We start from the raw sequence: 24,157 nt of genomic DNA, 5'->3' as shown, positions 1-24,157 counted from the left end.
TTTAAAAGCACACAAACAATGTAACTCTCATTACATTCAAGCAAATAAAAATATAGCGCAAATAATGTATAGTACTTTATAGCACTTACTTAAAGATAAAACACGGGTACGATTTGGTAGATTTACCCGAAGTCCTCAAATCTTGAGCGCCAAAACTTCATGTTTTGGCGCTCTATTTTTTGCTAAATACTAATTAAAAAACAAACTTTGTAATTAACTTTTAATACTATTGCAAAAACAAATTGGTAATATGATTTCTAGAAAAAACGCCGAAATAACTAAATTAATAATACACAAGGTTGGTAATAAATTTAACGACACCAAAAACGCCTTTTCAGAAAAAACAGTTGTGTTTGATGAAGCCAGCTACGACCTAATGTTACCATTTTTACTAAAACCCTTTGGCAGTGCCGTACAAAGTTATAGGTTTAACCACCACTCTAACATAAGCCTAAACGAAATTAATAATTACAGCGCTCAAATGTTTAAAGACGAAGATGCTTTTATTGACACATCAAAGCATATAGTTACACACTTGTACGAGCAATCAACATCTGCAAACATTAAAACTGGCGATGTTATTGTAGCCCTTTTTGAAGGTATTGAATACAACGAAATTACCACAAACGCCATTGGTATTTTTAAAATTGAAAGTAAAATAAACTTTTTTCAAACCTATTTAGAAAACAACAGTTACGATGTTTTAGTACAAAAAGGAATCAGCTCTAAAAAAGTTGATAAAGGCTGCTTAATTTTAAACCAAACTGATGCTCAAGGCAATATTATTTTTAGTGTAGACAATAATAATTACGATGCACAATATTGGATTAATCAGTTTTTAAACATAAAATATGCCGACGATTCTAACAGCCATACGCAACAATACCTTGAGCTATGTAAAGATTTTTCAACCGAAATAATAAAAACAAACTACGGCGCTAAAGAACAAAACACCTTTTTAGCTAAAACAATAGACTTTTTTAAAGAAAACGAAATAGTAAACATTGAACGCTTTAAAGACGAAATTTTTGAAGAAGACACATACAAAACTGAATTTGACCAATACAAAAAAACCTTTGAAGACGAACAAAATTTATTAATTAGAAACCAATTTGATGTAGTTGAACGTGTTGTTAATAAAGAAAAGAAGAAAATAAAAACCGACATTAAATTAGACACCAACATACAAATTAAACTAGATATTGATGCCCCCGATGCCTCAACCGAATATTTAGAACGCGGTTATGACAATGAGAAAAAAATGCATTACTACAAAGTATTTTTTAATGCCGAAAGTTAGAAAACAACAATGCTGTGTTTTAAAAAATTTTAAGTACATTTAGTTAGCCATCTCACACAAAAAAACTGGTATTATGAAAATCATATTCGCACTTATATTTACAGCACTTTTAGTTTACAGCTGCGAAGAAAAAAAACAAATAAGCTCTGTAAACCCAGACAATTGGGCAAAACGCCATATTGCAAACTTAAGCACTACAGATTCTTTAGAATACGGTAAATCATACCTATCTATTTATTCTCAAATTTATAGTTTAACCGAAAACAAAACGCACAACTTAACCGCCATGGTTAGCTTAAGAAACACCAGTGATACAGATACCATTTATATTTTAAAAGCTCAGTATTATGACACACACGGAAAAGCAATTAGGGCCTACTTTAACAAACCTATTTTTTTAGCACCTATGGAAACTGCCGATATTGTTATTGATGAAACTGATACATCTGGCGGTACAGGTTCAAACTTTATTTTTGAATGGAAAATTCCTAAAAACTGCCCTGAACCTTTATTTGAAGGTATTATGAATTCTACAATGGGGCAACAAGGTTTATCATTTACAACCCAAGCTAAAAGAATTAAATAACTTAGAAAGCAGTTGCTTTACTGTGTACAAGTTTTGCTTCAAAAAGTGTTTTAAAATGTTTTAAAAGTTTGTTTTTAACTTCGGTTTCGTCAACTTTAGTTTTACCCAACTCTACATGCAAGCTTGTAACGGCTTTACCTCTAATGCCGCACGGTATTATATTGTCAAAATAACCTAAATCAGCATTTACGTTTAAAGCAAAACCATGCATGGTTACCCATCGGCTAGCGCGCACACCCATGGCACAAATTTTTCTTGCAAACGGCGTACCTACATCTAACCAAACACCTGTTTCACCCGTGCTTCGCTCAGCTTTTAAACCATATTCTGCTAGGGTTAAAATTATCATTTCTTCTAACAAGCGTAGGTATTTGTGTATGTCTGTAAAAAAATTTTCTAAATCTAAAATAGGGTAACCAACAATTTGTCCTGGGCCATGGTAAGTTATATCACCTCCACGGTTTATTTTATAAAATGTAGCGCCTTTTTCTTGTAATTGTGCTTCATTTAAAAGCAGGTTTGATACATCGCCACTTTTACCTAAAGTATACACATGCGGATGCTCTACAAACAAAAAATAATTGTTGGTTTTTAAACCAGCGTCTTCACGCCTATTTTTAACTTTTGCATTTACAATACCTTTAAAAAGCTGTTCTTGGTAATCCCAAGTGTCTTTATAATCTTTGTGGCCTAAATCGGTTACTTTTATTTCCTTATTCATAGCCTACAAAAATACAACATTTTTTGCGTTTAATGTTTAGGATTATTAAGTATCACTAACGCTGCAATTACACCTGGCACCCAGCCGCATAACCACAATAAAAACACTATTAAAATTGAGCCACAACCTTTATCTATTACGGCTAGTGGCGGACATATAATGGATAATAAAACTCTCCAAAAACTCATTATTATTTATTTTGATTTGATTGATGTATAGATGAGACGTTAACATTTCAATTTTGTTACATAAAATATAACATCTTTATGGGTTTGCCCTCGCGTTAGGGATTGCAGCAAGCTACCGTGTAGCGCGTAAAGCCCGACCGCGCCTAAAGCGCGGTAACGCCAAAAAAAAAATGGTAAACTGTAAATCAAATGATTATCTTTGTGCACTTAAAATTACACACAGTTTTTAGATTATGTCGCAATTATCAGAGCAAGAGCTAGTTAGAAGAGAAAAATTACAAAAATTACGTGCTTTGGGTATTAACCCATACCCTGCAGATTTATATCCTGTAAGCCATACTTCAAAACAAATTAAAGAACAGTTTGAAGAAGGTAAAGATGTTACCATTGCCGGACGTTTAATGATGGTTAAAATACAAGGTAAAGCTAGTTTTGCCCAACTACAAGATGCCCAAGGCAAAATACAAGTATACTTTAACAGAGATGAAATTTGTACTGGTGAAGACAAAACTAAATACAACGAAATTTTTAAAAAACTTTTAGATTTTGGCGATTTCATTGGTATTGAAGGTGATTTGTTTACCACTAAAGTTGGCGAAAAAAGCGTGCGTGTTAAAGATTTTAAATTACTTAGTAAGGCTTTAAAACCATTACCACTACCAAAAGAAAAAGACGGCGTTGTGTTTGATGCCTTTACAGACCCAGAACAACGTTATCGCCAACGCTATGCAGATTTGGTTGTTAACCCACATGTTAAAGATGTTTTTGTAAAGCGCACAAAATTATTTAACGCTATGCGCCAGTTTTTTAATGATGCTGGCTATTTTGAGGTTGAAACTCCTGTTTTGCAACCTATTCCTGGTGGTGCCGCCGCAAGACCTTTTATTACACACCATAACGCGCTTGATGTGCCTTTATACATGCGTATTGCCAATGAGCTTTACTTAAAAAGACTTATTGTTGGTGGTTTTGATGGCGTTTATGAGTTTTCTAAAAACTTTAGAAACGAAGGTATGGACAGAACTCATAACCCAGAGTTTACGGCTATGGAAATTTATGTTTCATACAAAGACTACAACTGGATGATGGACTTTTGTGAACGCCTTTTAGAGCACTGTGCTAAGGCTGTAAACGGTACTACCCAAGCAACTTTTGGCAAACATGAGGTTGATTTTAAAGCTCCTTATGCCCGAGTTACCATGGCCGATTCTATTAAAGAATTTACTGGCTTTGATATTACTGGTAAAACCGAAGATGAGATTAGAAAAGCAGCCATTGATATGGGTATTGAGGTTGATGCAACTATGGGGAAAGGCAAACTAATTGATGAAATTTTTGGTGAAAAATGTGAAGGCAACTACATACAACCAACCTTTATTACAGATTATCCTAAAGAAATGAGCCCATTGTGTAAAGAACACAGAGATAACCCTGAATTAACAGAGCGTTTTGAGCTTATGGTTTGTGGTAAAGAAATAGCAAATGCATACTCTGAATTAAATGATCCAATAGACCAACGTGAACGTTTTGAGCACCAATTGAAACTAGCGGCTAAAGGTGATGATGAAGCAACTGAGTTTATAGATTTTGATTTTTTACGCGCTTTAGAATATGGTATGCCACCAACATCTGGAATGGGTATTGGTATGGATAGGTTAATTATGTTTTTAACCAATAACCAATCTATACAAGAGGTCTTATTCTTCCCGCAAATGCGCCCTGAAAAGAAAAAAGTAGCCATTACTGAAGACGCCAAAGCGGTTTTAGATATTTTGAAAAAAGCCGAGAAATTACCTCTTGCAGATTTAAAAACACAAGCAGGTTTATCTAATAAAAAATGGGATAAATCTATTAAAGAACTTACAAAAAACAGTCTTGCTAAAGTTGAAAAAACTGATGAAAATTTGTTTGTTTCTGTGGTATAAAAAAAACACTTAAATATTTTAAAAAGAGGAATTGCTATTGTAATTCCTCTTTTTTTTCAAACAAGTTTAAACCAAAAGCAAAAACAAAAGTCTAAAATTCTGTGAATGAATTTTAAGAAAATTTTCACACTAAAATATTGTACTTTTAAATCTGTTAAAAAACTAAACTTTACCCTAAACAAAATGCTTAAAAAAATTACGCTTGGTTTTATTGTTTGCTTGTTACTTTCGTTCACAATAACCAATAATTTTTCAGAGTTAATTCAAGAAAAATTAAACAGCTACATTGATAATTACCCTGAAAAAGTATACGTTCAAACAGATAAACCTTACTATTCTTTAGGCGAAGATATTTGGTTTAGTACTTATTTAGTAAACGGCATAAACCACAAAAAAAGTAATAAAAGCAGAGTGGTTTATGTTGAGCTTATAAATGAACAAGATAGTATTGTTTCAAAAAAACAACTATACATGTTCACTCAAAATACGGCAGGCGATTTTAAAATTGAAAAAAACTGGAAATCTGGTAATTATATGCTAAGAGCTTATACAAACTATATGCGTAACCAAGACACCGATTATTTTTTTAAAAAACAAATTCCTATTTGGAATGTTAGCAACACAGACAGCATTACTACCAACATAACAAAAACCGAACTTACGCCTAAACAAAACAATACATTAAAAGAAAAACCCGAAATTAATTTTTATCCCGAAGGCGGATATTTAGTAAATGGTTTATCTTCAAAAATTGGCATAAAAGTAAAAGACAAACTAAACCGCGATATTGCTATTAGCGGTGTAATTAAAGATTCTGACAACAATGTTCTATCTGCTTTTAAAACATTACAGTTTGGCTTAGGCATTGCTAGTTTAACTCCTAAAAGTGGTAAAAGCTACGCCGCTCATGTAACAATAAACAACGTTGAACACACGTATCCGCTTCCTAAAGCATTACCTGTAGGTTACAATCTTAACATTGTAAATAATGGCAACCATTTATTAGTTGGTGTATCAACAAACAACCCTATTGGACTAAAAAACGCTTATTTAGTGGCACACCAAAGAGGTAATTTTGTTTTTGAAAAAACTGAAAACACTGCAATTAAAAATTATGTTATTAAACTTAACACCAACAAACTAAATGATGGTGTTACACATTTTACACTTTTTAACAACGAAGGAAAACCCGTTGCCGAACGATTAGTGTATATTGATAACCCCGAAAATGATGTACAGGTAAACTTAACCACAAATAATAAAAACCCCGGAACAAGACAACAGGTAAATTTTAATATAAATGTAAAAGATAAGCAAGGTAATGCTGCTACTGGTAATTTATCTATGGCTATTACTGATATTGATGCTATTGAACATAGCACACTACAAGAAAATATTAAAACCTATTTGCTATTAAATTCAGATATAAGAGGTCACATAGAAAACCCTGGATACTTTTTTGAAAACAACAATACCAAACGCAAATATTTATTAGACCTTGTTATGCTAACACATGGTTGGAGACGCTTTACATGGAACAACCTTTTATATAAAACAAAAAAAGAAACCATTTATAAACCAGAAAGAGGTTTATATATTTCTGGTCGTATAACTTCTCAAAAAAACAAAAGCATAAAAACAGGTACTACAAGGTTAACTTTTATGGGTACATTTCCGCATCAAGAAAAAAAGCCTGTAAATGCTAATGGTAGTTTTGAATATGGCCCGTTTGTTTTTATGGATACCATGCCTACCATTATTGAAGCTAGAGTAAACAATTTTCAAAAAGAAGAAACCAAGGCCAACAGGATGGTAGATATTCATTTAACACCAAACTACAGTCCAAGCCCAATTATTAATAGGCAATCTGTTTTAAAACCTAATTTAAACGACTCAACAAAAATTAACAACTTCATAAAACAATCTAAAAACATAAATGATATTAATTTAGATTTCATTGAAGATGCCCGCTTACTAGACGAAGTTGTTGTTACAGCTACCCGAAAAACACAAGAAGAAAAAAGAACCGAAGAGCTTAATGAAAAAGCAATTTACGGCTTTCCAACGAACAGAATTGACATGAAAGATTATGAAAACTTAGAAACCATGAGTTTTTTAGAGTTGGTTAGCATGGTGCCGGGTGTTAATGTTGTTAATGACAGCATTACAATAAGAGGTGGCGGCACACCAAGTATTTACCTTAATAATATTCCTGTACAAATTGAAGATGTTTATACAATGACAGGGGCCGAAATAGAATTTATTGATGTTTTAAAAGGACCCGATGCTGTATTTTTCCCAAATAGTGGCAATGGTGTTATTGTTATTCACCAAAAAGAAGGTGCCGATTTTTTAGCAAAAAACATAAAGCGTAAACCTGGTATTATAGATTTTACATCAACAGGTTTTTATACCGCTAGAGAATTTTATGCCCCAAACCATATTGATCCTTTTGATAGTAGTAACAAGCAAGATATTAGAACAACTCTGCATTGGGAACCCAAAATTCAATTAACCCAAGAGAAAAACAATCAGAACATTTCATTTTTCACCAGTGATGTTAGAAGTAATTATGCCATAAAAATTGAAGGCGTAACTGATGATGGTGTGCCTGTTTACCATTTTTCTACATTTCAAGTTGATTAAAAATTAAAACCCGATGACTCTCAATCATCGGGTTTTAAAACTAACTAACAACTTAACTAAATTTAATACTAAAAGTTAAAACTCTAAAAGTGTAAATCACTTATTAGATGTATTTCTCTTATTGAAAACTAAATTATAACACAAATAACCAATAAAAAAACCACGTAGCAATGCTTATTTAGAAAGGTTTAACACAATTAACTTCACTTTATATTTTTTTTAAGAAAAACAATATGCGTTGGTTAAATTTAAGAAACAACAACTCTAAATTACACTATATTTGTGCCCATGATTAAAAAGGGTTTCATTCTATTTTTCATACTGTTTTCAAACGTTTTTTTTGCTCAAAAACAAGACAGTTTACACATTAAAAACGGCATAGAAAATCCGTCATTATTAAGCACACATCACTTTGGAATTTTTAATGCTAGAATTAACACCAACTTTAAACACAAGGCAACAAAAAATAAAGAAATAACGCTTCAATACAGCAGCGGCAATACGTTTCACCCTTACGTTGAAGCTTATTTTCCTAAAGACCCCGAAGTTAGAAAACAATTAAGCAATACCACATGGTTTTACCGGCGTTTTAATTTTATTAACCAAGAAACTACACCCGCAGATTATATGAATATTGTTATTGATGCTGTTTTAAAAGAGTTTAGAATTGGCTATACCATACCAATAAGCAATACACAAGAATTAAACCTTAATTTAAGATCTTACCTAATAACCAAAGGCAAACACCCTTTTTCTGTATTTACAAGTGATGAAACTATTGAATGGTTTCATAGCAATATTGCCGGTGGCGAAGACCCTTTTGGAAGACGCTACTACGGGTTAAACCAAGTTAACTTTGAGTATTTAGATAGAAATGGCAATACTTTGAAATTTGAAAACAACAACTTTTTTATTAGTGGTTTAGAATTTGCGCATTACTACTACCCTGATTTAAAAATTAATAAAACCCGAAATATATTTATAAATTTTGGTTCACATTTAGGCTTAAACACCTCAAAACATAACCCTTCGGCAGATTTTGGTTTATCTGCTAACATTGTAAAACAATATTTTATTAATAAGAAGTTTCCTTTTAACATAGCCTTTGGCACTAATCTTTTAAGAAAAAACTTCATTAAGTTTAGTAATAACGCTATAGACTTGGGTAACAATTTGTTTTTAGCAACTTTTGAAGGTAATATAGAATTTACCACATTTACCAAACAAAAAAACTATCATGCTTTTGGTGTAAATTATCAAATGCAAACGCGCTATAACAAAAAAGAAGAAGAAGGCTATTACAAGCTATCTGGTAAATGGGCCGAAATTAATGGTGGTTGGCACAATGGTGTTAGTACACTTTACAAAACACTATCAACCATAGCGGCTACCTACACATACAAACGTCCAAACTACAAAATATCATGTTACTTTAAACAAGATTTAGAAGTAAATAACGCACCCGATTTTCAAACAGGCATTCAATTAAGCATTCCTATTATTAAGTAACCTATTCTGTTAATTTCACGTTAAATTAAAATTACAATTAAACCTTTTCATTTCGTTTAAGTCAAAAAGGCACATTAAAATTAAAAACTTAAATACAATGAAAAAAATACTAGTAATTGCAATTGCCCTTGTAACTGTACAAGCTTTTGCGCAGCCAAATCAAGACAGAAAACAAAAAAACAACATGCACAAAATGCATGATTTAACACCAGAGGAAGCGGCAACACTACAAACAAAAAAAATGACTTTACATTTAGACTTAAATGAAAAGCAACAAGCCCAAGTAAAAGATATACTTTTAAAAAATGCCGAAGCAAGAAAAGCCAAAAGAGATGCTTTTAAAGCTAAAAAAGAAAGTGGTGAATTTGAAAAACCAACAAAAGAAGCGCGTTTAAAAATGATGAATGAAAGATTAGACCATCAAATTGCTATGAAAGCTAGCATGAAGAAAATTTTAAACGAAACGCAATTTGCTAAATGGGAAAAAATACAAGCAAAAATGGCACACCGCGGTAAAAAAGGCATGCATAAAAAGAGAATGCATGGTGAAAAAGAAACTAAAATTTAGTTTGTTGATTGATTATAGTTTGTTAATGAAAAAGGCAATTCAGAATGTTGAATTGCCTTTTTCTATTTTAAATATATACGCAACTTTATAATGTTTTGGCAACTTCGTTAACCGCGTTTATAGTAAAATCTAAATCTTCATAAGTTAAAGCATCTGTAATAAACCAAGTTTCAAAAGCACTAGGTGCAATATAAACACCTTGATTTAACAGGCCATGAAAGAATTTTTTAAACGTATCATTATTACCCTTAGCAGCCGTATCAAAATTAGTTACTTCACCTTCATCAAAATGTACAGAAATCATAGAGCCAACTCTGTTAATAGTATAAACCACATTGTTTTGCGTTAATACATTTGCTATGCCTTCATGTAAATATTTAGTTTTCTCTTCTAATCTTTTAAAAATTTGGGTATCATTGTTAAGTGTGCTAATCATAGCTAAACCAGCAGCCATAGCTAATGGATTTCCACTTAATGTCCCAGCTTGATATACAGGCCCAAGTGGCGCCAAATAATTCATTATTTCATTTCTAGCAGCAAAAGCACCAACGGGCAAACCGCCGCCAATAACTTTACCAAAACAAACAATATCTGCCTTAATATTAAACAATTCCTGGGCGCCTCCTTTTGCTAGCCTAAATCCCGTCATTACTTCATCAAAAATTAATAAAATATTATGTGTATCACACAAATTTCTTAATGCTTGTAAAAATCCTTCTTTTGGAGGAATACACCCCATATTACCAGCAACAGGTTCAATAATTATGCAAGCTATTTTATTTTTATTAGCATCAATTAATTGCTCTATATTTGTTATATCATTATACGTTGCCAACAAAGTATCTTTAGCAGTACCTTGCGTTACGCCTGGGCTATTTGGCGTACCAAATGTGCTGGCGCCACTGCCTGCCTGAATTAAAAACGAATCGCTATGCCCGTGGTAACAGCCTGCAAATTTTATTACTTTATCTTTGCCAGTAAAACCACGTGCAAGCCTAACGGCACTCATACATGCTTCGGTACCAGAATTTACAAATCTAATTTTATCAATATTAGGCACCATTGAAACGGCTAATTCTGCAATTTTAGTTTCAATTTCAGTAGGCATTCCAAAAGAGGTTCCTTTTTTGGCTTTTTCAACTACAGCATCAACAACGGGTTTATAAGCATGCCCTAAAATCATTGGTCCCCAAGAGTTTATGTAATCTATTAACTTATTACCATCTTCATCAAACAAATAAGCTCCTTTGGCTTCTTTTACAAAAATGGGTGTACCACCAACACCTTTAAAAGCTCTAACGGGTGAATTTACGCCTCCTGGAATTACTTTTTCTGCTTCGGCAAACAAAGCACTACTTCTTTTATAAATCATGAAAAATTAGTTTTGTATTTATGGTTTAACAATTAATTCTTGCCCAATACTTAAACTCGTGTTTGTTAAACCATTTATATTTTGAAGTTGTTGAACTGTTAAATTATATTTTTTTGAAATTGAATATAACGTGTCTCCTTTTTCTACCACATAAATTATAGTTTTATTAAGCGGTTCAACAGGTGCTACGTAACCATAACCTAGTACTTCTTTATCGTATTGATGCAAGTTGTAACGTTCAATTAAAGAAATTAATTTCTGTGGGTATTTTCTATCTGTAGCATAACCTGCAGCTTTTAATCCTTTTGCCCAAGCTTTATAATCGTTTTCTTTTAACTGAAATAAACCTGCATATCGTTTACGTTCTTTTAAAAATAATGAATGATCTCTAAACGAATATTTAGCGTCTTTATATTTTCTAAAACATTCGCCTTTGGCATCATCATCATGATAAATTTTTGCTCCTTTCCAGTCATGGCATTTTATACCAAAATGGTTATTAGCTTTTACAGATAGCCTTCCATTACCTGAAGCCGACTCTAAAATACCTTGAGCCAAGGTAATACTTGCCGGTATGTTGTATAATTTCATTTCGTTTTGGGCAATGGTTTTGTAAGCATCAATATACTTTTCAGTATCATTAGTAAATACTTTAACAGCAGGCACTGTTGTTTGTGCGGGTGTTTCCTTATTTGTTTTACTTACGCGCTCCACTGGTTGCTTTTTAGGTTTAGTTATAACATGTTTTTTTGTTTTACAATTAAACAAAAAGCAGCTAAGACAAATTATAAATAGTGTTTTTTTCATTTATTTAATTAAAGGCAATTGTTTCTTTTTTAAAACGGCATTCATTCCAGTAATACCTTGTAAACCACCTGTATGAATTGCTAAAATTTTAGATCCTTTTTTAAAGTATCCTTTTTTTATTAAATCGAAAATACCAAATAGCATTTTTCCTGTATAAACAGGATCTAAAGGTATATTATTTTCAGTTTTAAAGGTATTTATAAACGTTACCAACTCCTCATTTATTTTGGCATATCCGCCAAAGTGGTAATCTGTAATTAAACGCCAATTATTTTGTGTTGCAAATTTACTAATATCTTCTTTTAAAAAGTCTCCTTTTAAGGCCGGAAATCCTAAAATTTCTTGATTTTCTTGTGCACTATTTATTAAACCAGCTATTGTACCGCCTGTGCCAACAGCTGCACACACGTAATCAAATTGAGCATCGGTTTTGGTTAAAATTTCTTGACACCCCTTAATAGCTAATGCATTGGTTCCGCCTTCGGGCACCAAATAAAACTTGCCAAAAAAAGCTTTTAAATGTTTTGAAAAGGCATCAGATGTTTTTTGCCTGTAAACTTCTCTTGTAACAAACTCAAAATGCATATTATTTTGGGCAGCAAAACGCAATGTTGGGTTTTCTTCAACTTTAGCTTTTAATTCTTCACCTCTAATAATTCCTATGGTTTTAAAACCGTATATTTTTCCGGCATAAGCAACTGCAGCAATGTGATTTGAAAAAGCACCACCAAAGGTAACAAGCGTATCATGTCCTTGATATTTTGCTTCTAATAAATTGAATTTTAATTTTCGGTATTTATTTCCTGAAATAAAAGGATGAATAGTGTCTTCTCTTTTAATATATAATTCTACACCATAATTTTTTGGCAAAACTACGGGCTCATTTATGCTATCTTCAATATTAAAATTCATTATTTGCTAAGGTACTTTAAAAATGCCCAAAATGGTCGGTTTTTTAAATATTCTAACTGTACTTCATTGGTATAGGCTTCTCTTTCAAATGAAATGTTTATGTATGCCAAACGCCACGTTTTGTATTGCACAAGCCTAAATAAAAACTCTAAAACATACCAAATATAAAATGGCAAAACTAACAATTCAATTTGCTGTTTTAAATGAATTGCCTCATGGTTTAAAAGTACTTTATTTGCTTTTAAGTTTGAAGATTTTAAAAACACAAACGGAAACAATGTTATACCCGTATAACCTTTTGGTACAATATATTTTGAAATACGTATCATTGCTTTTTTTGCATCAAAAATCAATCCAAATTACGTTATATTTGTATTAATGAAAAAAATAATTCCTATTGAAGAAGGCGATTACTACTTAACGCCCGAAGGCTACCGATGTTTCACAGAGCAATACCATTTAAAACGTGGTTATTGTTGTGAAAGCGGTTGCAGACATTGCCCTTACGGATTTAACGCTGCTACAGGCAAAAAACGTTAATTAACACTAAGCAACCTACTCTACAACAAAGCATTGGTATGATTATTGATGTTATTAGCGTAACCGAAAAACATTTTAATTAAAAAATGCTCATAACCTAAAACAGTTAATTTTCTTTATTAAATTTACTTTAACCGTTAAAAAAAAATTGCATTATGAAAACATTATTTAGAGCATTACCAATTTTATTAATTGTGCTTATTGCTAGCTCATGCAGCTCTGTACGAGTAGCGGCCGATTACGATAAAAAAGCACCGTTTAACAATTACAAAACCTTTGCTTTTTTTAAAACTGGTATAGACAAAGCTGAAATTAGCGATTTAGATAAACGCCGAATTTTGCGCGCTATTGAAGCTGAACTTTTAGCAAAAGGCTACACAAAATCTGAAAAACCAGATTTACTTGTTAGCTTATTTACAAAATCTCAACAACGTGTTGATGTTTACAACAACGCTTGGGGCAATGGCGCCTGGGGTTGGGGTGGCTGGGGCCCAGGATGGGGACCCGGTTGGGGTTGGGGTTGGAACCAACCAACTGTTAGTACAAGCACGCAAGGTACTTTATACATTGATTTAATTGATGCTACCAAAAAAGAACTTGTTTGGCAAGGTATGGGTACAGGCTATTTAAGCCGTAACATGGAGAAAAAAGAAGAACGTATTAAAGAGTTTGTTTCTAAAATAATGGAAAAATATCCTCCGGGAGTTACACAATAATCACATTTTAAAAAGCCGCAAATAAGCGGCTTTTTATTTTTAAGGAAAATATGGTTTTGCATGCCCGTTATCAACCAACCATTGGTTCAAATCAACACCATTAACAATTATATTTGCTAAATAGCGCCCGTATTTACCCTGCTTATCTTTATAAGAGTGTATTTCAACTTCTTTATTAAGTATCATTTCTCTCACAATATCTCTTACAACTATGCCGGCTTCACGCTCAACACCTCTTAATTCAGGTGTGTCAATGCCGTAAAGGCGTAGTTTCATTTCTTGAAAATGTAAAAACCCTAAATCTACCATGGCTGTAACGGTATCGCCATCGTAAACATCAATTATTCTTGCTTTGTAATGGTACATAATAAGTTATTTAAAGTTAATAAATATACAAAATACCTTACAAAATAAATCAGCTAAGTATTAAAGTATTTTTAAAAATAAGCACTATTTTATTTAATTGTTGAATATTTCGTATTTTTAAACTGAAATTATTAGTAATTATTAAAATGAATACTGCAGTTGAGTCTAATCCTATATTAAATCGTTTACCAAAACATTTAAAACAATTTATTAAGCCGCAAAATTATGAAGATTATTCTGCTATAGATCAAGCAGTATGGCGCTATGTAATGCGTAAAAATGTAAACTTTTTAAGTAAAGTAGCACATAAATCATATTTAAACGGATTGAAACAAACAGGTATTTCAATTGAAAGTATTCCAAATATGTACGGCATGAACCGTATTTTAAAAGATATTGGTTGGGCAGCAGTAGCTGTTGATGGTTTTATTCCGCCAAATGCTTTTATGGAATTTCAGGCCTACAACGTACTTGTTATTGCAAGTGATATTAGGCAATTAGAACATATTGAATACACCCCAGCACCAGATATTATTCATGAAGGCGCAGGACATGCACCTATAATTGCAAACCCTGAATATGCCGAGTATTTAAGACGCTTTGGTGAAATAGGTTGTAAAGCCATTTCTTCTGCAAAAGATTATGAATTGTATGAAGCCGTTAGGCATTTATCTATTATAAAAGAAGCACCCAACACTGGTAATGAGACTATTGCCGAAGCTGAAAAAAAAGTTGAAAATATACAACAAAACATGGGTGAACCTAGTGAAATGGCTCTTATAAGAAACCTACATTGGTGGACGGTTGAATATGGTTTAATTGGCACGGTTGAAAACCCTAAAATTTATGGTGCTGGCTTATTATCATCTATTGGTGAAAGCGCTTGGTGCATGACCGATGCTGTTAAAAAATTACCTTACAGTATTGAGGCTACCTTTAAAGATTTTGACATCACTAAACCACAACCTCAACTTTTTGTTACACCAAATTTTGCCCATTTAAGTTTAATTTTAGAAGAATTTGCAAACACCATGGCTGTTAGAACTGGCGGATTAATGGGTGTTGAAAAACTAATAAACTCGAATGCATTAGGCACTGTAGAGCTTAGTACAGGCATTCAAATTTCGGGTGTTTTCACCAGTGTTATTAATTACAACAACAATGCTATTTATGTACAAACAACAGGCAATACAGCGCTAGCTTACCGAGAAAAAGAACTTGTAAACCATGGTGTAAAAACACACTCTAAAGGTTTTGGTTTTCCGGTTGGAAAATTAAAAGGTATTAATATTGCTATTGAAGATATGAGCCCTAGAGATTTAGCGGCATATAACATTTTTGAAGAAGAAATAACTACTTTAGAATTTGAAGGTGGCATTAAAGTTTCAGGTGAAATTATTACAGGAAAACGTAATTTACAAGGCAAAATAATTTTAATAAGCTTTAAAAATTGTACCGTTACACATAATGACACCGTTTTATATAAACCCGAATGGGGCCAGTACGACATGGCTGTTGGAAAACATATTACCTCTGCTTTTTCCGGACCCGCAGATTTAAATAGTTTTGATTTAATAACCCATCTGCCTTCAGAAAAAACAATTCAAATTAAAAAAACTAATAAACAACTTAAACTTGAAGCCCTTTACCAACAAGTTAGAGATTACCGCTTAGGTAAAAACAAAACCATTTCTAGAACAAAAGTACTTGATGAACTTAGAGAAAACTTCTCCACAGATTGGTTACTTGCTGTTGAACTTTTTGAATTAGCTCATGCCGATAATGAAACTGTTTTATGCAACAACATTTTAAAATATTTAGAAAATGTAAAGCAACAAAAACCTAAGCTTGGTAACTTAATTGATGATGGTTTACATATAATAACCAATAAGAAAAACATCAGTATTTAACTTAAGAAATTAAAAATCAAATATTTAATTGTGACCTAATTAAAAAAATGTGTCTTAAAAATATTCAGTAATGAATAATTTAAAGTTTAAGGCTAATACCTACACTATAAATCCTAAGATACAATTAGTAGTATTAGTTTAGCTCAAGATAAAGCTTTCGCTTTTCTTGAGCTTTTTTTTATCTAAAACGCTTTAAGGTTTTTTTTGTGAATTTACTTAACACTAGTGTACCACTTATTTCGGCTCTTTTACTAAGTAAATCATCCCAATTGCTGGTTCCTTCCCAAAAAATTCTTTTCATTTCTTTTAAGGCTTCGGGGTTGTAACTACTTAACTTATTGGCTAAACTTAATACGGCTTCGTCTAACTCCTGGGTTGTATCAAAAACTTCAGCAAACAACCCTTTTTCTTTTGCCCAATTAGCGGCATAAAACGCTTCGGCATTTATTGTCATTTGAGACATGGCTGTTTTTCCTATACGCCTAGAAACTGCTGGTTCTATTACAAAAGGCCCAATACCAATACTTAATTCGCTTAGTTTAACTGATGCATATTGCGTTGCCAAACAATAATCTGTAGCCGCAGCTAAACCTACACCACCACCCACAGTTTTACCTTGTACTCTGCCAATTATTAACTTGGGGCATTTACGCATGGCATTAATTACATTGGCAAAACCTAAAAAAAATTGCTTACCTGTGTTGGCGTTTTCAATGGCTATTAACTCATTAAAACTTGCACCAGCACAAAATGTTCGGTTACCACCACTTTTTAAAACAATAATTTTTATGGCATCATTTACGCCTGCTTCAATAATAGTTTGTTCTAGTTTTGTTAACACATCACTAGGCATTGAGTTTCGGTTTGGATGAAAAAATTCAATTATTCCAACACTTTCCTCTATTTTCAAACTCACATAAGGCTCTTTAACCTCCATAATTTCTATTTAATTTATAGTACAATTAAAATGGTAAATTGCTAATATCAACATTTCCGCCAGATAAAATCACACCTATTTTTTTTCCTTTTATTTTACTTTTTTGTTTCAAAACTGCAGCAAAAGCTACTGCGCTTGATGGTTCTATTATTAATTTCATACGTTGCCAAATTAAGGCCATAGCATTTGTAATTTCAGCTTCCTTAATCAATTCAATACATTCAACATACTTTTTTATAATAGGGAAATTTTTATCTCCTAATTGGGTTTTTAAACCATCGGCAATGGTGTTGTTAGCCATGTTAGTTTCAATTTTACCCGATTGTAAAGACCTGTAGGCATCATTTACATTTTCTGGCTCACCGGCTATAACTTTGCAATGTTTAGAAAATGCATTTGCTGCTAAAATAGTACCGGCAAGCAAACCACCACCGCCAACTGGCACAAAAATGTTGCTTAAATTAGGTTGTTCTTCTAGCAACTCAATAGCTGCAGTGGCTTGTCCATTAATAACATCTATATTATTTGATGGGTGTAAAAAAGTTGCTCCAGTTTCTACCTGTATTTTTTTAGCCATTGCTTCTCTAGCTTGATTTGTAGGCTCGCTAAAACTTATAATACCACCATAACCCAAAACCGCCTCTTTTTTTACTTGTGGTGCATTTTTGGGCATTACAATATATGCTTTCACACCAATGCTTTTAGCTGCCAAAGCCAATGCTTGCGCAAAATTACCTGAAGAATGTGTTACTACACCTTTACGCTTTTGTTCTTGCGATAAATTTAAAATAGCATGCGCTGAACCGCGCATTTTAAACGCTCCCATTTTTTGGAAATTTTCGCATTTAAAAAACACCTGAGCCTCACAAATATCATTTAACAATTGCGATGTAAACACCGGTGTTTTATGAATGTAAGGTTTTATACTGTTATGAATGTTTTGCAAACTAGCTTTATTCATTTATCTACATTTCTTGTAAAAACGTGGTTGAATATACTAAAATTACACGGTAACTTTTGTTACATTGTTTTAATAAATTAATAAGGATATTTGTTTAAAATTTAAGGAATAATGGGATTACTAAACTTTTTATTTAATAACAAAAACAAAATTATAGATTATGCCAACAAAGGTGCTGTTATTATTGATGTAAGAACAGAAACGGAATATTTACAAAGCGCTATTCCAAATACCTTAAATTATCCGTTACAAACACTTAACCAGCGTATTAATGACATAAAAAAACTAAACAAACCCATCATTACATGTTGTGCAAGTGGTGTACGCTCTGGTATTGCAAGTAAACTATTAAAACAAAATAACTTAGATTGTATTAATGGTGGCGGTTGGCTAAGTTTAGCAAAAAAATTAGAACTTTAAATTTTGTAAAGACTCGGGTGTGTTAAGTGGTGTTTGTTGGTACATTAAAGTCCAACCAAATGAATTTGTTAAAATATAAAACTTTGAAAGTTCACTTAACAAACGGTTTTTTGCATTTGTTTTAAGTGCAGAAGCTTCAATTTTTTTGGCCAAAGATTGGTTGACTATATTTTTAATGGCGTTATAGTCTTTGGCTTCAAAAGGATTAAAAAAATCGGCTTGAATATCATAATATTCAAAATCTGGACTTATTTTAATTTCCTCTTCAGGAATTCTTAAAATGTGAAGCGTTTTTGTGCTTTCGTCAATTTTATATTCTATTTTACTCAAATCATACGCCACAGTTACATTGGCATTTACAACTACCAGTGCTTTTTTTTGTGATGTTACGTAAGAGCCTAAAAGTTCTTTAGAGTTTTGGTAGTTAAATACCTCACTAAAATGACCTTCGGTAACCACTAGTTTCCCTACGTTTTGTATTTGTTTTTGAATGAGTGCCGAACTTTCTTTAAGCTGAACTACATCTTCTTTTTCATCATTACAATACTTGAAGCTTAAAATAACAACCAGAGTAATTACAACACCAAATAAAATTTTTCGCATACACTAATTTATAATTTTTTAATTTGAATGGGAAAGTTTAAGGCAAAAAAAAACATTAGTTTCCTTCGACATAAGAAGTCTAACCAATGCATTTTTTGGAATGTAAATTAACACTACAAATATATGTTGGTTGATATTTTTTTAGTTTACCGCAAGGTTAAACAACCTTTAAATTAAGTTATTTTTTTTGGCTTTTTGAACAGCTTCTAATTTATTATGTACTTGTAGTTTTTTATAGATATTCTCAATATGTTTTCTAATGGTTCCAACAGACAAAATTAAATTATTTGCTATGGCATTATAACTTAAACCTTTGCTTAAATGCTCTAAAACCTCAACTTCACGGTTGGTAAGTGTTATTTCTTCACAAGTTGTTGTTTTTGATTTTTTTATAGGTGTACGCAACAATTTTAAAGTTTTCATAGCTATTGAAGGTGTCATGGCTGCGCCACCTCCTAAAGTATCAACTATACCGTTGTATAAATCTTTTGGGTTTACTTCTTTTAGCAAATAACCATCGGCACCTGCTTTAATGGCGTTAAAAATGTTTTCATCATCATCAAAAACTGTAAGCATTATAATTTTAATATGCGGGTGCTTTTGTTTTACAATTTCGGTAGCTTCAATACCATTTTTAACGGGCATTTCTATATCCATTAAAATAACATCTAAGTTATGATTAATTTGAAGTTTTTCAATTAAATCTTGTCCGTTGATTGCATTAAAACTCACCTTTAAATCATCAAAAAAAGAGAGTTTTTCTTTAACCGCCTGGAGTAAAAAATTATTATCTTCTGCTATAGCTATTTTAACCATCATACTCATAAAGTTACTGCTATTTTGGTTCCGGAGTTTTTGTTGCTTTGTATGGTTATGTTTGCACCAATATCGGCGGCTCGTTTCTTCATATTGTTTAACCCGTTGCCTGCTTCAACTTCATCTAAATTAAAACCAATTCCGTTATCAAATACTTCAAAAACAAGTTTATTATTTTTTTCAGATATTTCAATATTTATATTATTGGCATTGGCGTATTTTATAGCATTATTTATGGCCTCTTGCATAATTCTGTAAATATTCATGCCTTGAACAGATGTGAAAACAGTATTGTTTTTAATGTTTTCTTGTATGCTGTAATTAAAGCGTGTGTCTTGTGCTGATATATTGGCTTTATCAATGAAATTAGAAATTCTGCTTTGTAAATCTGTTAACAAAATTTCGTTTTTATTCATTGCCCAAATAGTGTCTCTTAACTCATTAATAGTATCTTTTGTGAAACTACTTATGCTTGTAAGCTTTTTGGTTAAATTGGTGTTTGAAATTTTGAAACCGTATTGCAAATTTTCAATAGACGATATTATAAATGTAAGTTGCGCGCCAATATTATCATGTAAATCTCTTGATATTCTTAAACGTTGCTGTTGTAATTTATTTTGAGTTTCAATTTTTGACAGCGCCTCTTTTAACTGACTTTCTTTTTGAAGCTGTTTGTTTTTTAATTTTTGTTGTTTATATACCAAATACCCAAAAGCCGATAGAACAATTGCCAAAACACCAAGCCCAAGTAATTGCGTGTTTTTTCTACTAATATTAAGTTCTTTTTCTACTATTTGAGCACGTTGTGCTAGTATTTCTTTTTCTTTTTTAGCGGTTTTGTATTTGGTTTCTAACTCAAAAACAGTTTTGGTTTTATTTTCTTCAAATAAACTATCTTTTTTTTGGGCATACTTTTCTAAATAGGCAGCATACGCTTTGTAATTTTGTTTTGACTTTTCAATTTTAGATAAAACGTTGTATGCTTTAACCTCCCACTCTTTAAAACCATTATTTCTAGCTATTTGTAATGCACTATTTGCTTGTAAAAATGCTTTTTTAAGTTTTTTTTGTTGTTTTAAATTATTTGCAAAACTTAGCTTGTTATGCACTAATTCATAGTTATTATTTTCTTTTTGAAATAAAGCAATAACTCGCTCAAAATCTTTTTCTGCTTCGTTGTAGCGTTTTAAGCTATCTTTAGCAATGGCTATGTTACTTAACATGTAAGGCACATACCTTTTGTAGCCTAACTTGGTATAAGCTTTTTGGGCTTCAGAACAGTATCTTATTGCCTTTTCAAATTGACTTAATTGAATTAAAATAGCACCAATATTACCTTTTGTAACAACTTCACCAAAACTATAATTATTTGCTTTGTAAATTTCTAAGGCTTTGTTGTAATACTCTAAAGCTTTTTCAAATTCTTTTTGCTTTTTGTAAACAATACCAATATTACCCAATACCATTGGTACTTTATCAAAAGGTACATTTTCAGTTTCAAAAATATTTAATGCTTTAAAGTAATGTTCTAGAGACACATCAAAATCACCCGATAAATCATAAACAATACCTAAGTTATTATATGTATTTGCTGCACCAATTCTATTATTAAGTTTTAGCTTTAAATCTAAACTTTTTTGATGATAATAAATGGCACTATCTAATTTTCCTAAAGCATCAAAACAACTGGCTAAACTATTGTAAGACGCAGCAAAAGCCTCGTCACTTTTTATGTTTTTTGAAATTTTTAATGCCCGTTTTGAATAGAATAATGCACTATCTATACTACGGTTTTCATACTCCCATGCAAGTTCAGTGAGTGTATTTACTAAAGAAATTTCTTTTTGGGTTTTTAATAGTGTTTTTAAACTATCAATTGTTTTTTGAGCATTTTGTGAAAAGCAATAATTACTGAATATTAATACGAGAGCGCACAGTAGTTTTTTCATAAAAATTTATCAACTTTCATCAAATATAAATTTTTGTAATGAAAGTATTTGTTCAATTATACTAAAAAAACGAGGGTATAACTTGGTGTTTAAGGTGTTTAACAACACCGTTTTTTGTTGTAATTGCGCACTTTGCTTTTTTGCTAAATATACTTTAAAAGCAAGTGCTTGATTACTTTTTTTTGCGTTTTCATTAAACACAAGCATACGTTTAACCGTAACAATAATAGCTGTACTTAAAAGTAATAACAGCAACCCAATTATAACCTCAAAAATTATATTAAAACACATAACTATAACGTTTTACATTATTAGTTATGGTTGCCCATAAAAAAAACACCAACTGCTTTCCTGTTTCACAAGAAAATAGCAATTGATGCTTTTGATATGAACTGATTAATAGCATTTTAAATCTACAATATAAGTTTTCTAAAAAGGTAAAATATCGACTAAAAGTTATTAAAAAAGATTAAGCGCAATAAAAGGATTTATCACGCCTAATCAGTACAAATCTCAACAACAAGATTTACTTATTAAGGTTGTAAGAATATATTGTTTTATCATTGGCTTTGTAAAACAAATAACCACCTAGTTCATCTACTTCATATTCTGGTTTTTTATCTTTTAGCATAATTTCCTTATCAATTTTACCTGAATCTTTATTCACTTTTACAAGACCAGCACCACCATCTAAATTTGTTAAAATAAATTGAGCGTTTTCAGTAGCGGCTGTTGCTTTAAATCTGGTTGATAAATAATCAAAAGAGGCACTTGCAATACCTGCAAACATATCGGCAGCTCGTTTTGCTTCTTTTCCTGTTTCATTATAGCTATCTAAATCATTTACACTACCAAAAGCACTACGGTTAGCGCCAGCTTTCATACTCATACCGGCAGCCATTGCCGTAGATGCTACCGCTAAAACACCTCCTGCAATTTTACCAAATGTGCTTCTGCCTGGTGATTTGTAATAGGCATGATAGTTTTCTTTACCATCAAAATTTATTAAAGTCATATTTTGGTCTGATGATAAGAACACGCCACCATCTCTAATTTGCATAGTGTTAGGATCTTCCTTTTCATCAAAATTACATTTAGCAAAATCGCTTACGCTACCAGAATTAGCATCAATAGCCATAATTTTACCATCGGCTGCAATTAAATAACGGTTGTTTTTAGCATCAAAAGTAGAGGCAACCGAAGTAGCTCGTTTATATTTTAAAGGCTTGCTCCAAACCTGTTCACCTGTTTTTAAATCTACTATATTAGCATCTTCACTGGTAATATAAATTAAACCTTGAGGTGTTTGGGCCATTACCATAATGTTTTCACCAGTTTTTAATGGTTTTTTAAACAAGGTATTGCCATCAAATGAAATTTTATTGATACCGCCTTCATATATACCAAACAAAATACCATCATCTTGCACATAAAAATGCTGCACGTAGCCTTTTGTTTTTGGTGCTTTTTCCCATAAATCATCTCCAGTTGCGGCACTAAACATGGTTATTTTAGATTCTGCTTTTGCGCCTAAAGCACCACTACCGCCAGTAACATCACTAACCACAGCTAAACCTTGGGGTAGCATTTCAAAATTGGTAACGTTTCCTTTTACTTTGCGCTCTTCAGTCCAAACCTCATTACCACTTCCATTAAGCTTATAAATTCGTGTGTTTTTTCCGTTTGTTGTAGCTGCAAACGCATAAATATCGGTTTCGGTTTCATTAGCAGTCATCCAATTAACATTTTTTACTTTGTTTTCCCAAAGTGTTTCGCCTGTTTTAGATTTTGCTATAATACCTTGTGATGTTGGCACCAGTAATTTATCTTTTAAAAGCATTGGCGTACCGGTAACAGCAAAGTATTTCATAGATACTTTTCCTGGTTTTATTAAAAAGAATTCATAATCTAAATTACCCGTAGCCAAATCGTAAACACCTACTTTAGGCGTTACATTTTCAGCCTTTCCGCCTCCTTTTTGAAAACCGCTTACCACCAATTTGTTTTGTGGCATAATAACATCGCAAGTAAAAACGTTTTTCCAACCTTTAGATTCTGTAGTAAATAATACTTTACCGGAAATATGGTCTATTACCGCTTTTTTTGCCGATAAGTTTGCAAACCCTGTTTGACCCACCATTACGTACGGAGACATGGGGACATAATTTAATTCTTCAGGTTTTACTCTGCCATAATCTGTAAAATTGAAAAGTAATTTATTGGTATCTGGTTTTATGCCTACCAAACCATCATTAGTTGCAACAACTAAAGTACCTGCAACTGTTAAAGTCATTTGATTAATATTGGCACCTAAATCATAACTATTTTCTGGTGTTTCTGCTTTTTGTGCGTTTAACATTAGCGTACTTGCTAATAGAAAAACTAAAATTTGTAATGTTCTCATT

At 32.0% G+C, this 24,157-nt stretch carries 24 protein-coding genes; 10 read left to right on the top strand and 14 right to left on the bottom strand.

The window, feature by feature from the left end:
* Window positions 1–250 precede the first annotated feature (250 nt).
* Both ACYX4H_RS08700 and ACYX4H_RS08695 read left to right on the top strand, forming a co-directional pair.
* Window positions 251–1,300, top strand: a complete 1,050-nt coding sequence (locus tag ACYX4H_RS08700) for a nucleoid-associated protein (RefSeq protein WP_476238650.1) — start codon at window positions 251–253, stop codon at window positions 1,298–1,300.
* 73 nt (window positions 1,301–1,373) lie between these two features.
* Window positions 1,374–1,886 carry a DUF3124 domain-containing protein gene (locus tag ACYX4H_RS08695; RefSeq protein ID WP_476235858.1) on the top strand — a complete coding sequence of 171 codons (513 nt, stop codon included), beginning with the start codon at window positions 1,374–1,376 and terminating at the stop codon, window positions 1,884–1,886.
* 1 nt (window position 1,887) lies between these two features.
* Here the strand turns inward: ACYX4H_RS08695 and lipB are convergent, their stop codons facing one another.
* Together lipB and ACYX4H_RS08685 are read right to left on the bottom strand one after the other, a co-directional pair.
* Entirely contained in the window at window positions 1,888–2,607 is a 720-nt protein-coding gene (lipB, locus tag ACYX4H_RS08690; RefSeq protein WP_476235857.1) for a lipoyl(octanoyl) transferase LipB, read from the bottom strand.
* Between the two features lie 29 nt (window positions 2,608–2,636).
* Window positions 2,637–2,795, bottom strand: coding sequence for a YqaE/Pmp3 family membrane protein (locus ACYX4H_RS08685; protein ID WP_475294430.1), 159 nt, complete (start codon window positions 2,793–2,795; stop codon window positions 2,637–2,639).
* Between the two features lie 233 nt (window positions 2,796–3,028).
* Here ACYX4H_RS08685 and lysS point away from each other — a divergent pair, with 233 nt between their 5' ends.
* From lysS to ACYX4H_RS08665, 4 genes are all read left to right on the top strand, one after another.
* Entirely contained in the window at window positions 3,029–4,720 is a 1,692-nt protein-coding gene (gene lysS / locus ACYX4H_RS08680; protein ID WP_476235855.1) for a lysine--tRNA ligase, read from the top strand.
* 105 nt (window positions 4,721–4,825) lie between these two features.
* Entirely contained in the window at window positions 4,826–7,366 is a 2,541-nt protein-coding gene (locus ACYX4H_RS08675) for a TonB-dependent receptor plug domain-containing protein (protein WP_476235854.1), read from the top strand.
* Window positions 7,367–7,654: 288 nt separating this feature from the next.
* Complete coding sequence (locus ACYX4H_RS08670; RefSeq protein WP_476235853.1) at window positions 7,655–8,875, top strand: hypothetical protein; 1,221 nt, start codon at window positions 7,655–7,657, stop codon at window positions 8,873–8,875.
* Window positions 8,876–8,972: 97 nt separating this feature from the next.
* Window positions 8,973–9,443, top strand: coding sequence for a hypothetical protein (locus tag ACYX4H_RS08665; RefSeq protein WP_476235852.1), 471 nt, complete (start codon window positions 8,973–8,975; stop codon window positions 9,441–9,443).
* A gap of 85 nt (window positions 9,444–9,528) precedes the next feature.
* On the opposite strand, the gene hemL is transcribed toward ACYX4H_RS08665, so the two are convergent.
* The 4 genes from hemL to ACYX4H_RS08645 all read right to left on the bottom strand — a co-directional run bounded on the left by hemL (window position 9,529) and on the right by ACYX4H_RS08645 (window position 12,863).
* Window positions 9,529–10,815: a glutamate-1-semialdehyde 2,1-aminomutase gene (hemL, locus tag ACYX4H_RS08660; RefSeq protein ID WP_476235851.1), complete on the bottom strand. Its 1,287-nt coding sequence runs from the start codon at window positions 10,813–10,815 to the stop codon at window positions 9,529–9,531.
* Between the two features lie 18 nt (window positions 10,816–10,833).
* Entirely contained in the window at window positions 10,834–11,529 is a 696-nt protein-coding gene (locus ACYX4H_RS08655; RefSeq protein ID WP_476235850.1) for a glucosaminidase domain-containing protein, read from the bottom strand.
* Window positions 11,530–11,622: 93 nt separating this feature from the next.
* Window positions 11,623–12,534, bottom strand: a complete 912-nt coding sequence (locus tag ACYX4H_RS08650) for a 1-aminocyclopropane-1-carboxylate deaminase/D-cysteine desulfhydrase (RefSeq protein ID WP_476235849.1) — start codon at window positions 12,532–12,534, stop codon at window positions 11,623–11,625.
* Window positions 12,534–12,863: a hypothetical protein gene (locus ACYX4H_RS08645; RefSeq protein ID WP_475294438.1), complete on the bottom strand. Its 330-nt coding sequence runs from the start codon at window positions 12,861–12,863 to the stop codon at window positions 12,534–12,536. The genes ACYX4H_RS08650 and ACYX4H_RS08645 overlap by 1 nt, the downstream gene beginning before the upstream one ends.
* A 49-nt stretch (window positions 12,864–12,912) precedes the next feature.
* Here ACYX4H_RS08645 and ACYX4H_RS08640 point away from each other — a divergent pair, with 49 nt between their 5' ends.
* Together ACYX4H_RS08640 and ACYX4H_RS08635 are read left to right on the top strand one after the other, a co-directional pair.
* The gene (locus tag ACYX4H_RS08640) at window positions 12,913–13,074 is read left to right on the top strand and encodes a DUF5522 domain-containing protein (RefSeq protein WP_475294439.1); all 162 of its coding nucleotides are present in this window, start codon (window positions 12,913–12,915) and stop codon (window positions 13,072–13,074) included.
* A 155-nt stretch (window positions 13,075–13,229) separates the two neighbouring features.
* Entirely contained in the window at window positions 13,230–13,790 is a 561-nt protein-coding gene (locus ACYX4H_RS08635; RefSeq protein WP_475294440.1) for a DUF4136 domain-containing protein, read from the top strand.
* Between the two features lie 39 nt (window positions 13,791–13,829).
* Here the strand turns inward: ACYX4H_RS08635 and ACYX4H_RS08630 are convergent, their stop codons facing one another.
* Window positions 13,830–14,156, bottom strand: a complete 327-nt coding sequence (locus ACYX4H_RS08630) for a thermonuclease family protein (protein ID WP_475294441.1) — start codon at window positions 14,154–14,156, stop codon at window positions 13,830–13,832.
* Between the two features lie 146 nt (window positions 14,157–14,302).
* On the opposite strand from ACYX4H_RS08630, the gene ACYX4H_RS08625 reads away from it, so the two are divergent.
* Window positions 14,303–16,066, top strand: a complete 1,764-nt coding sequence (locus tag ACYX4H_RS08625) for an aromatic amino acid hydroxylase (protein WP_476235848.1) — start codon at window positions 14,303–14,305, stop codon at window positions 16,064–16,066.
* A 178-nt stretch (window positions 16,067–16,244) separates the two neighbouring features.
* Here ACYX4H_RS08625 and ACYX4H_RS08620 read toward each other — a convergent pair whose 3' ends face one another.
* A complete protein-coding gene (locus ACYX4H_RS08620) occupies window positions 16,245–17,003 on the bottom strand; it encodes an enoyl-CoA hydratase/isomerase family protein (protein ID WP_476235847.1) in 759 nt (252 codons plus the stop codon).
* Window positions 17,004–17,028: 25 nt separating this feature from the next.
* Window positions 17,029–17,964 (bottom strand): pyridoxal-phosphate dependent enzyme, encoded by a 936-nt coding sequence (locus ACYX4H_RS08615; RefSeq protein WP_476235846.1) that lies wholly within the window; start codon window positions 17,962–17,964, stop codon window positions 17,029–17,031.
* A 111-nt stretch (window positions 17,965–18,075) separates the two neighbouring features.
* On the opposite strand from ACYX4H_RS08615, the gene ACYX4H_RS08610 reads away from it, so the two are divergent.
* Window positions 18,076–18,384, top strand: coding sequence for a rhodanese-like domain-containing protein (locus ACYX4H_RS08610; protein ID WP_475294445.1), 309 nt, complete (start codon window positions 18,076–18,078; stop codon window positions 18,382–18,384).
* Here ACYX4H_RS08610 and ACYX4H_RS08605 read toward each other — a convergent pair.
* The 5 genes from ACYX4H_RS08605 to ACYX4H_RS08585 form a co-directional block, all read right to left on the bottom strand.
* Window positions 18,373–18,987 carry a DUF4230 domain-containing protein gene (locus ACYX4H_RS08605; RefSeq protein WP_476235845.1) on the bottom strand — a complete coding sequence of 205 codons (615 nt, stop codon included), beginning with the start codon at window positions 18,985–18,987 and terminating at the stop codon, window positions 18,373–18,375. The genes ACYX4H_RS08610 and ACYX4H_RS08605 overlap by 12 nt on opposite strands.
* A 168-nt stretch (window positions 18,988–19,155) precedes the next feature.
* A complete protein-coding gene (locus tag ACYX4H_RS08600) occupies window positions 19,156–19,806 on the bottom strand; it encodes a response regulator (protein WP_476235843.1) in 651 nt (216 codons plus the stop codon).
* 2 nt (window positions 19,807–19,808) lie between these two features.
* Window positions 19,809–21,752, bottom strand: coding sequence for a tetratricopeptide repeat-containing sensor histidine kinase (locus tag ACYX4H_RS08595; RefSeq protein WP_476235841.1), 1,944 nt, complete (start codon window positions 21,750–21,752; stop codon window positions 19,809–19,811).
* A 9-nt stretch (window positions 21,753–21,761) separates the two neighbouring features.
* Complete coding sequence (locus ACYX4H_RS08590) at window positions 21,762–22,043, bottom strand: hypothetical protein (RefSeq protein WP_476235839.1); 282 nt, start codon at window positions 22,041–22,043, stop codon at window positions 21,762–21,764.
* A gap of 235 nt (window positions 22,044–22,278) precedes the next feature.
* Window positions 22,279–24,156 carry an outer membrane protein assembly factor BamB family protein gene (locus ACYX4H_RS08585; RefSeq protein ID WP_476235837.1) on the bottom strand — a complete coding sequence of 626 codons (1,878 nt, stop codon included), beginning with the start codon at window positions 24,154–24,156 and terminating at the stop codon, window positions 22,279–22,281.
* Between the last annotated feature and the right edge of the window lies 1 nt (window position 24,157).

The organism is Seonamhaeicola sp. ABD4_340 (assembly GCF_056312135.1).
Note: the sequence above shows the minus strand (reverse complement) of the source record. Positions and strands in the feature narration are given on the sequence as shown.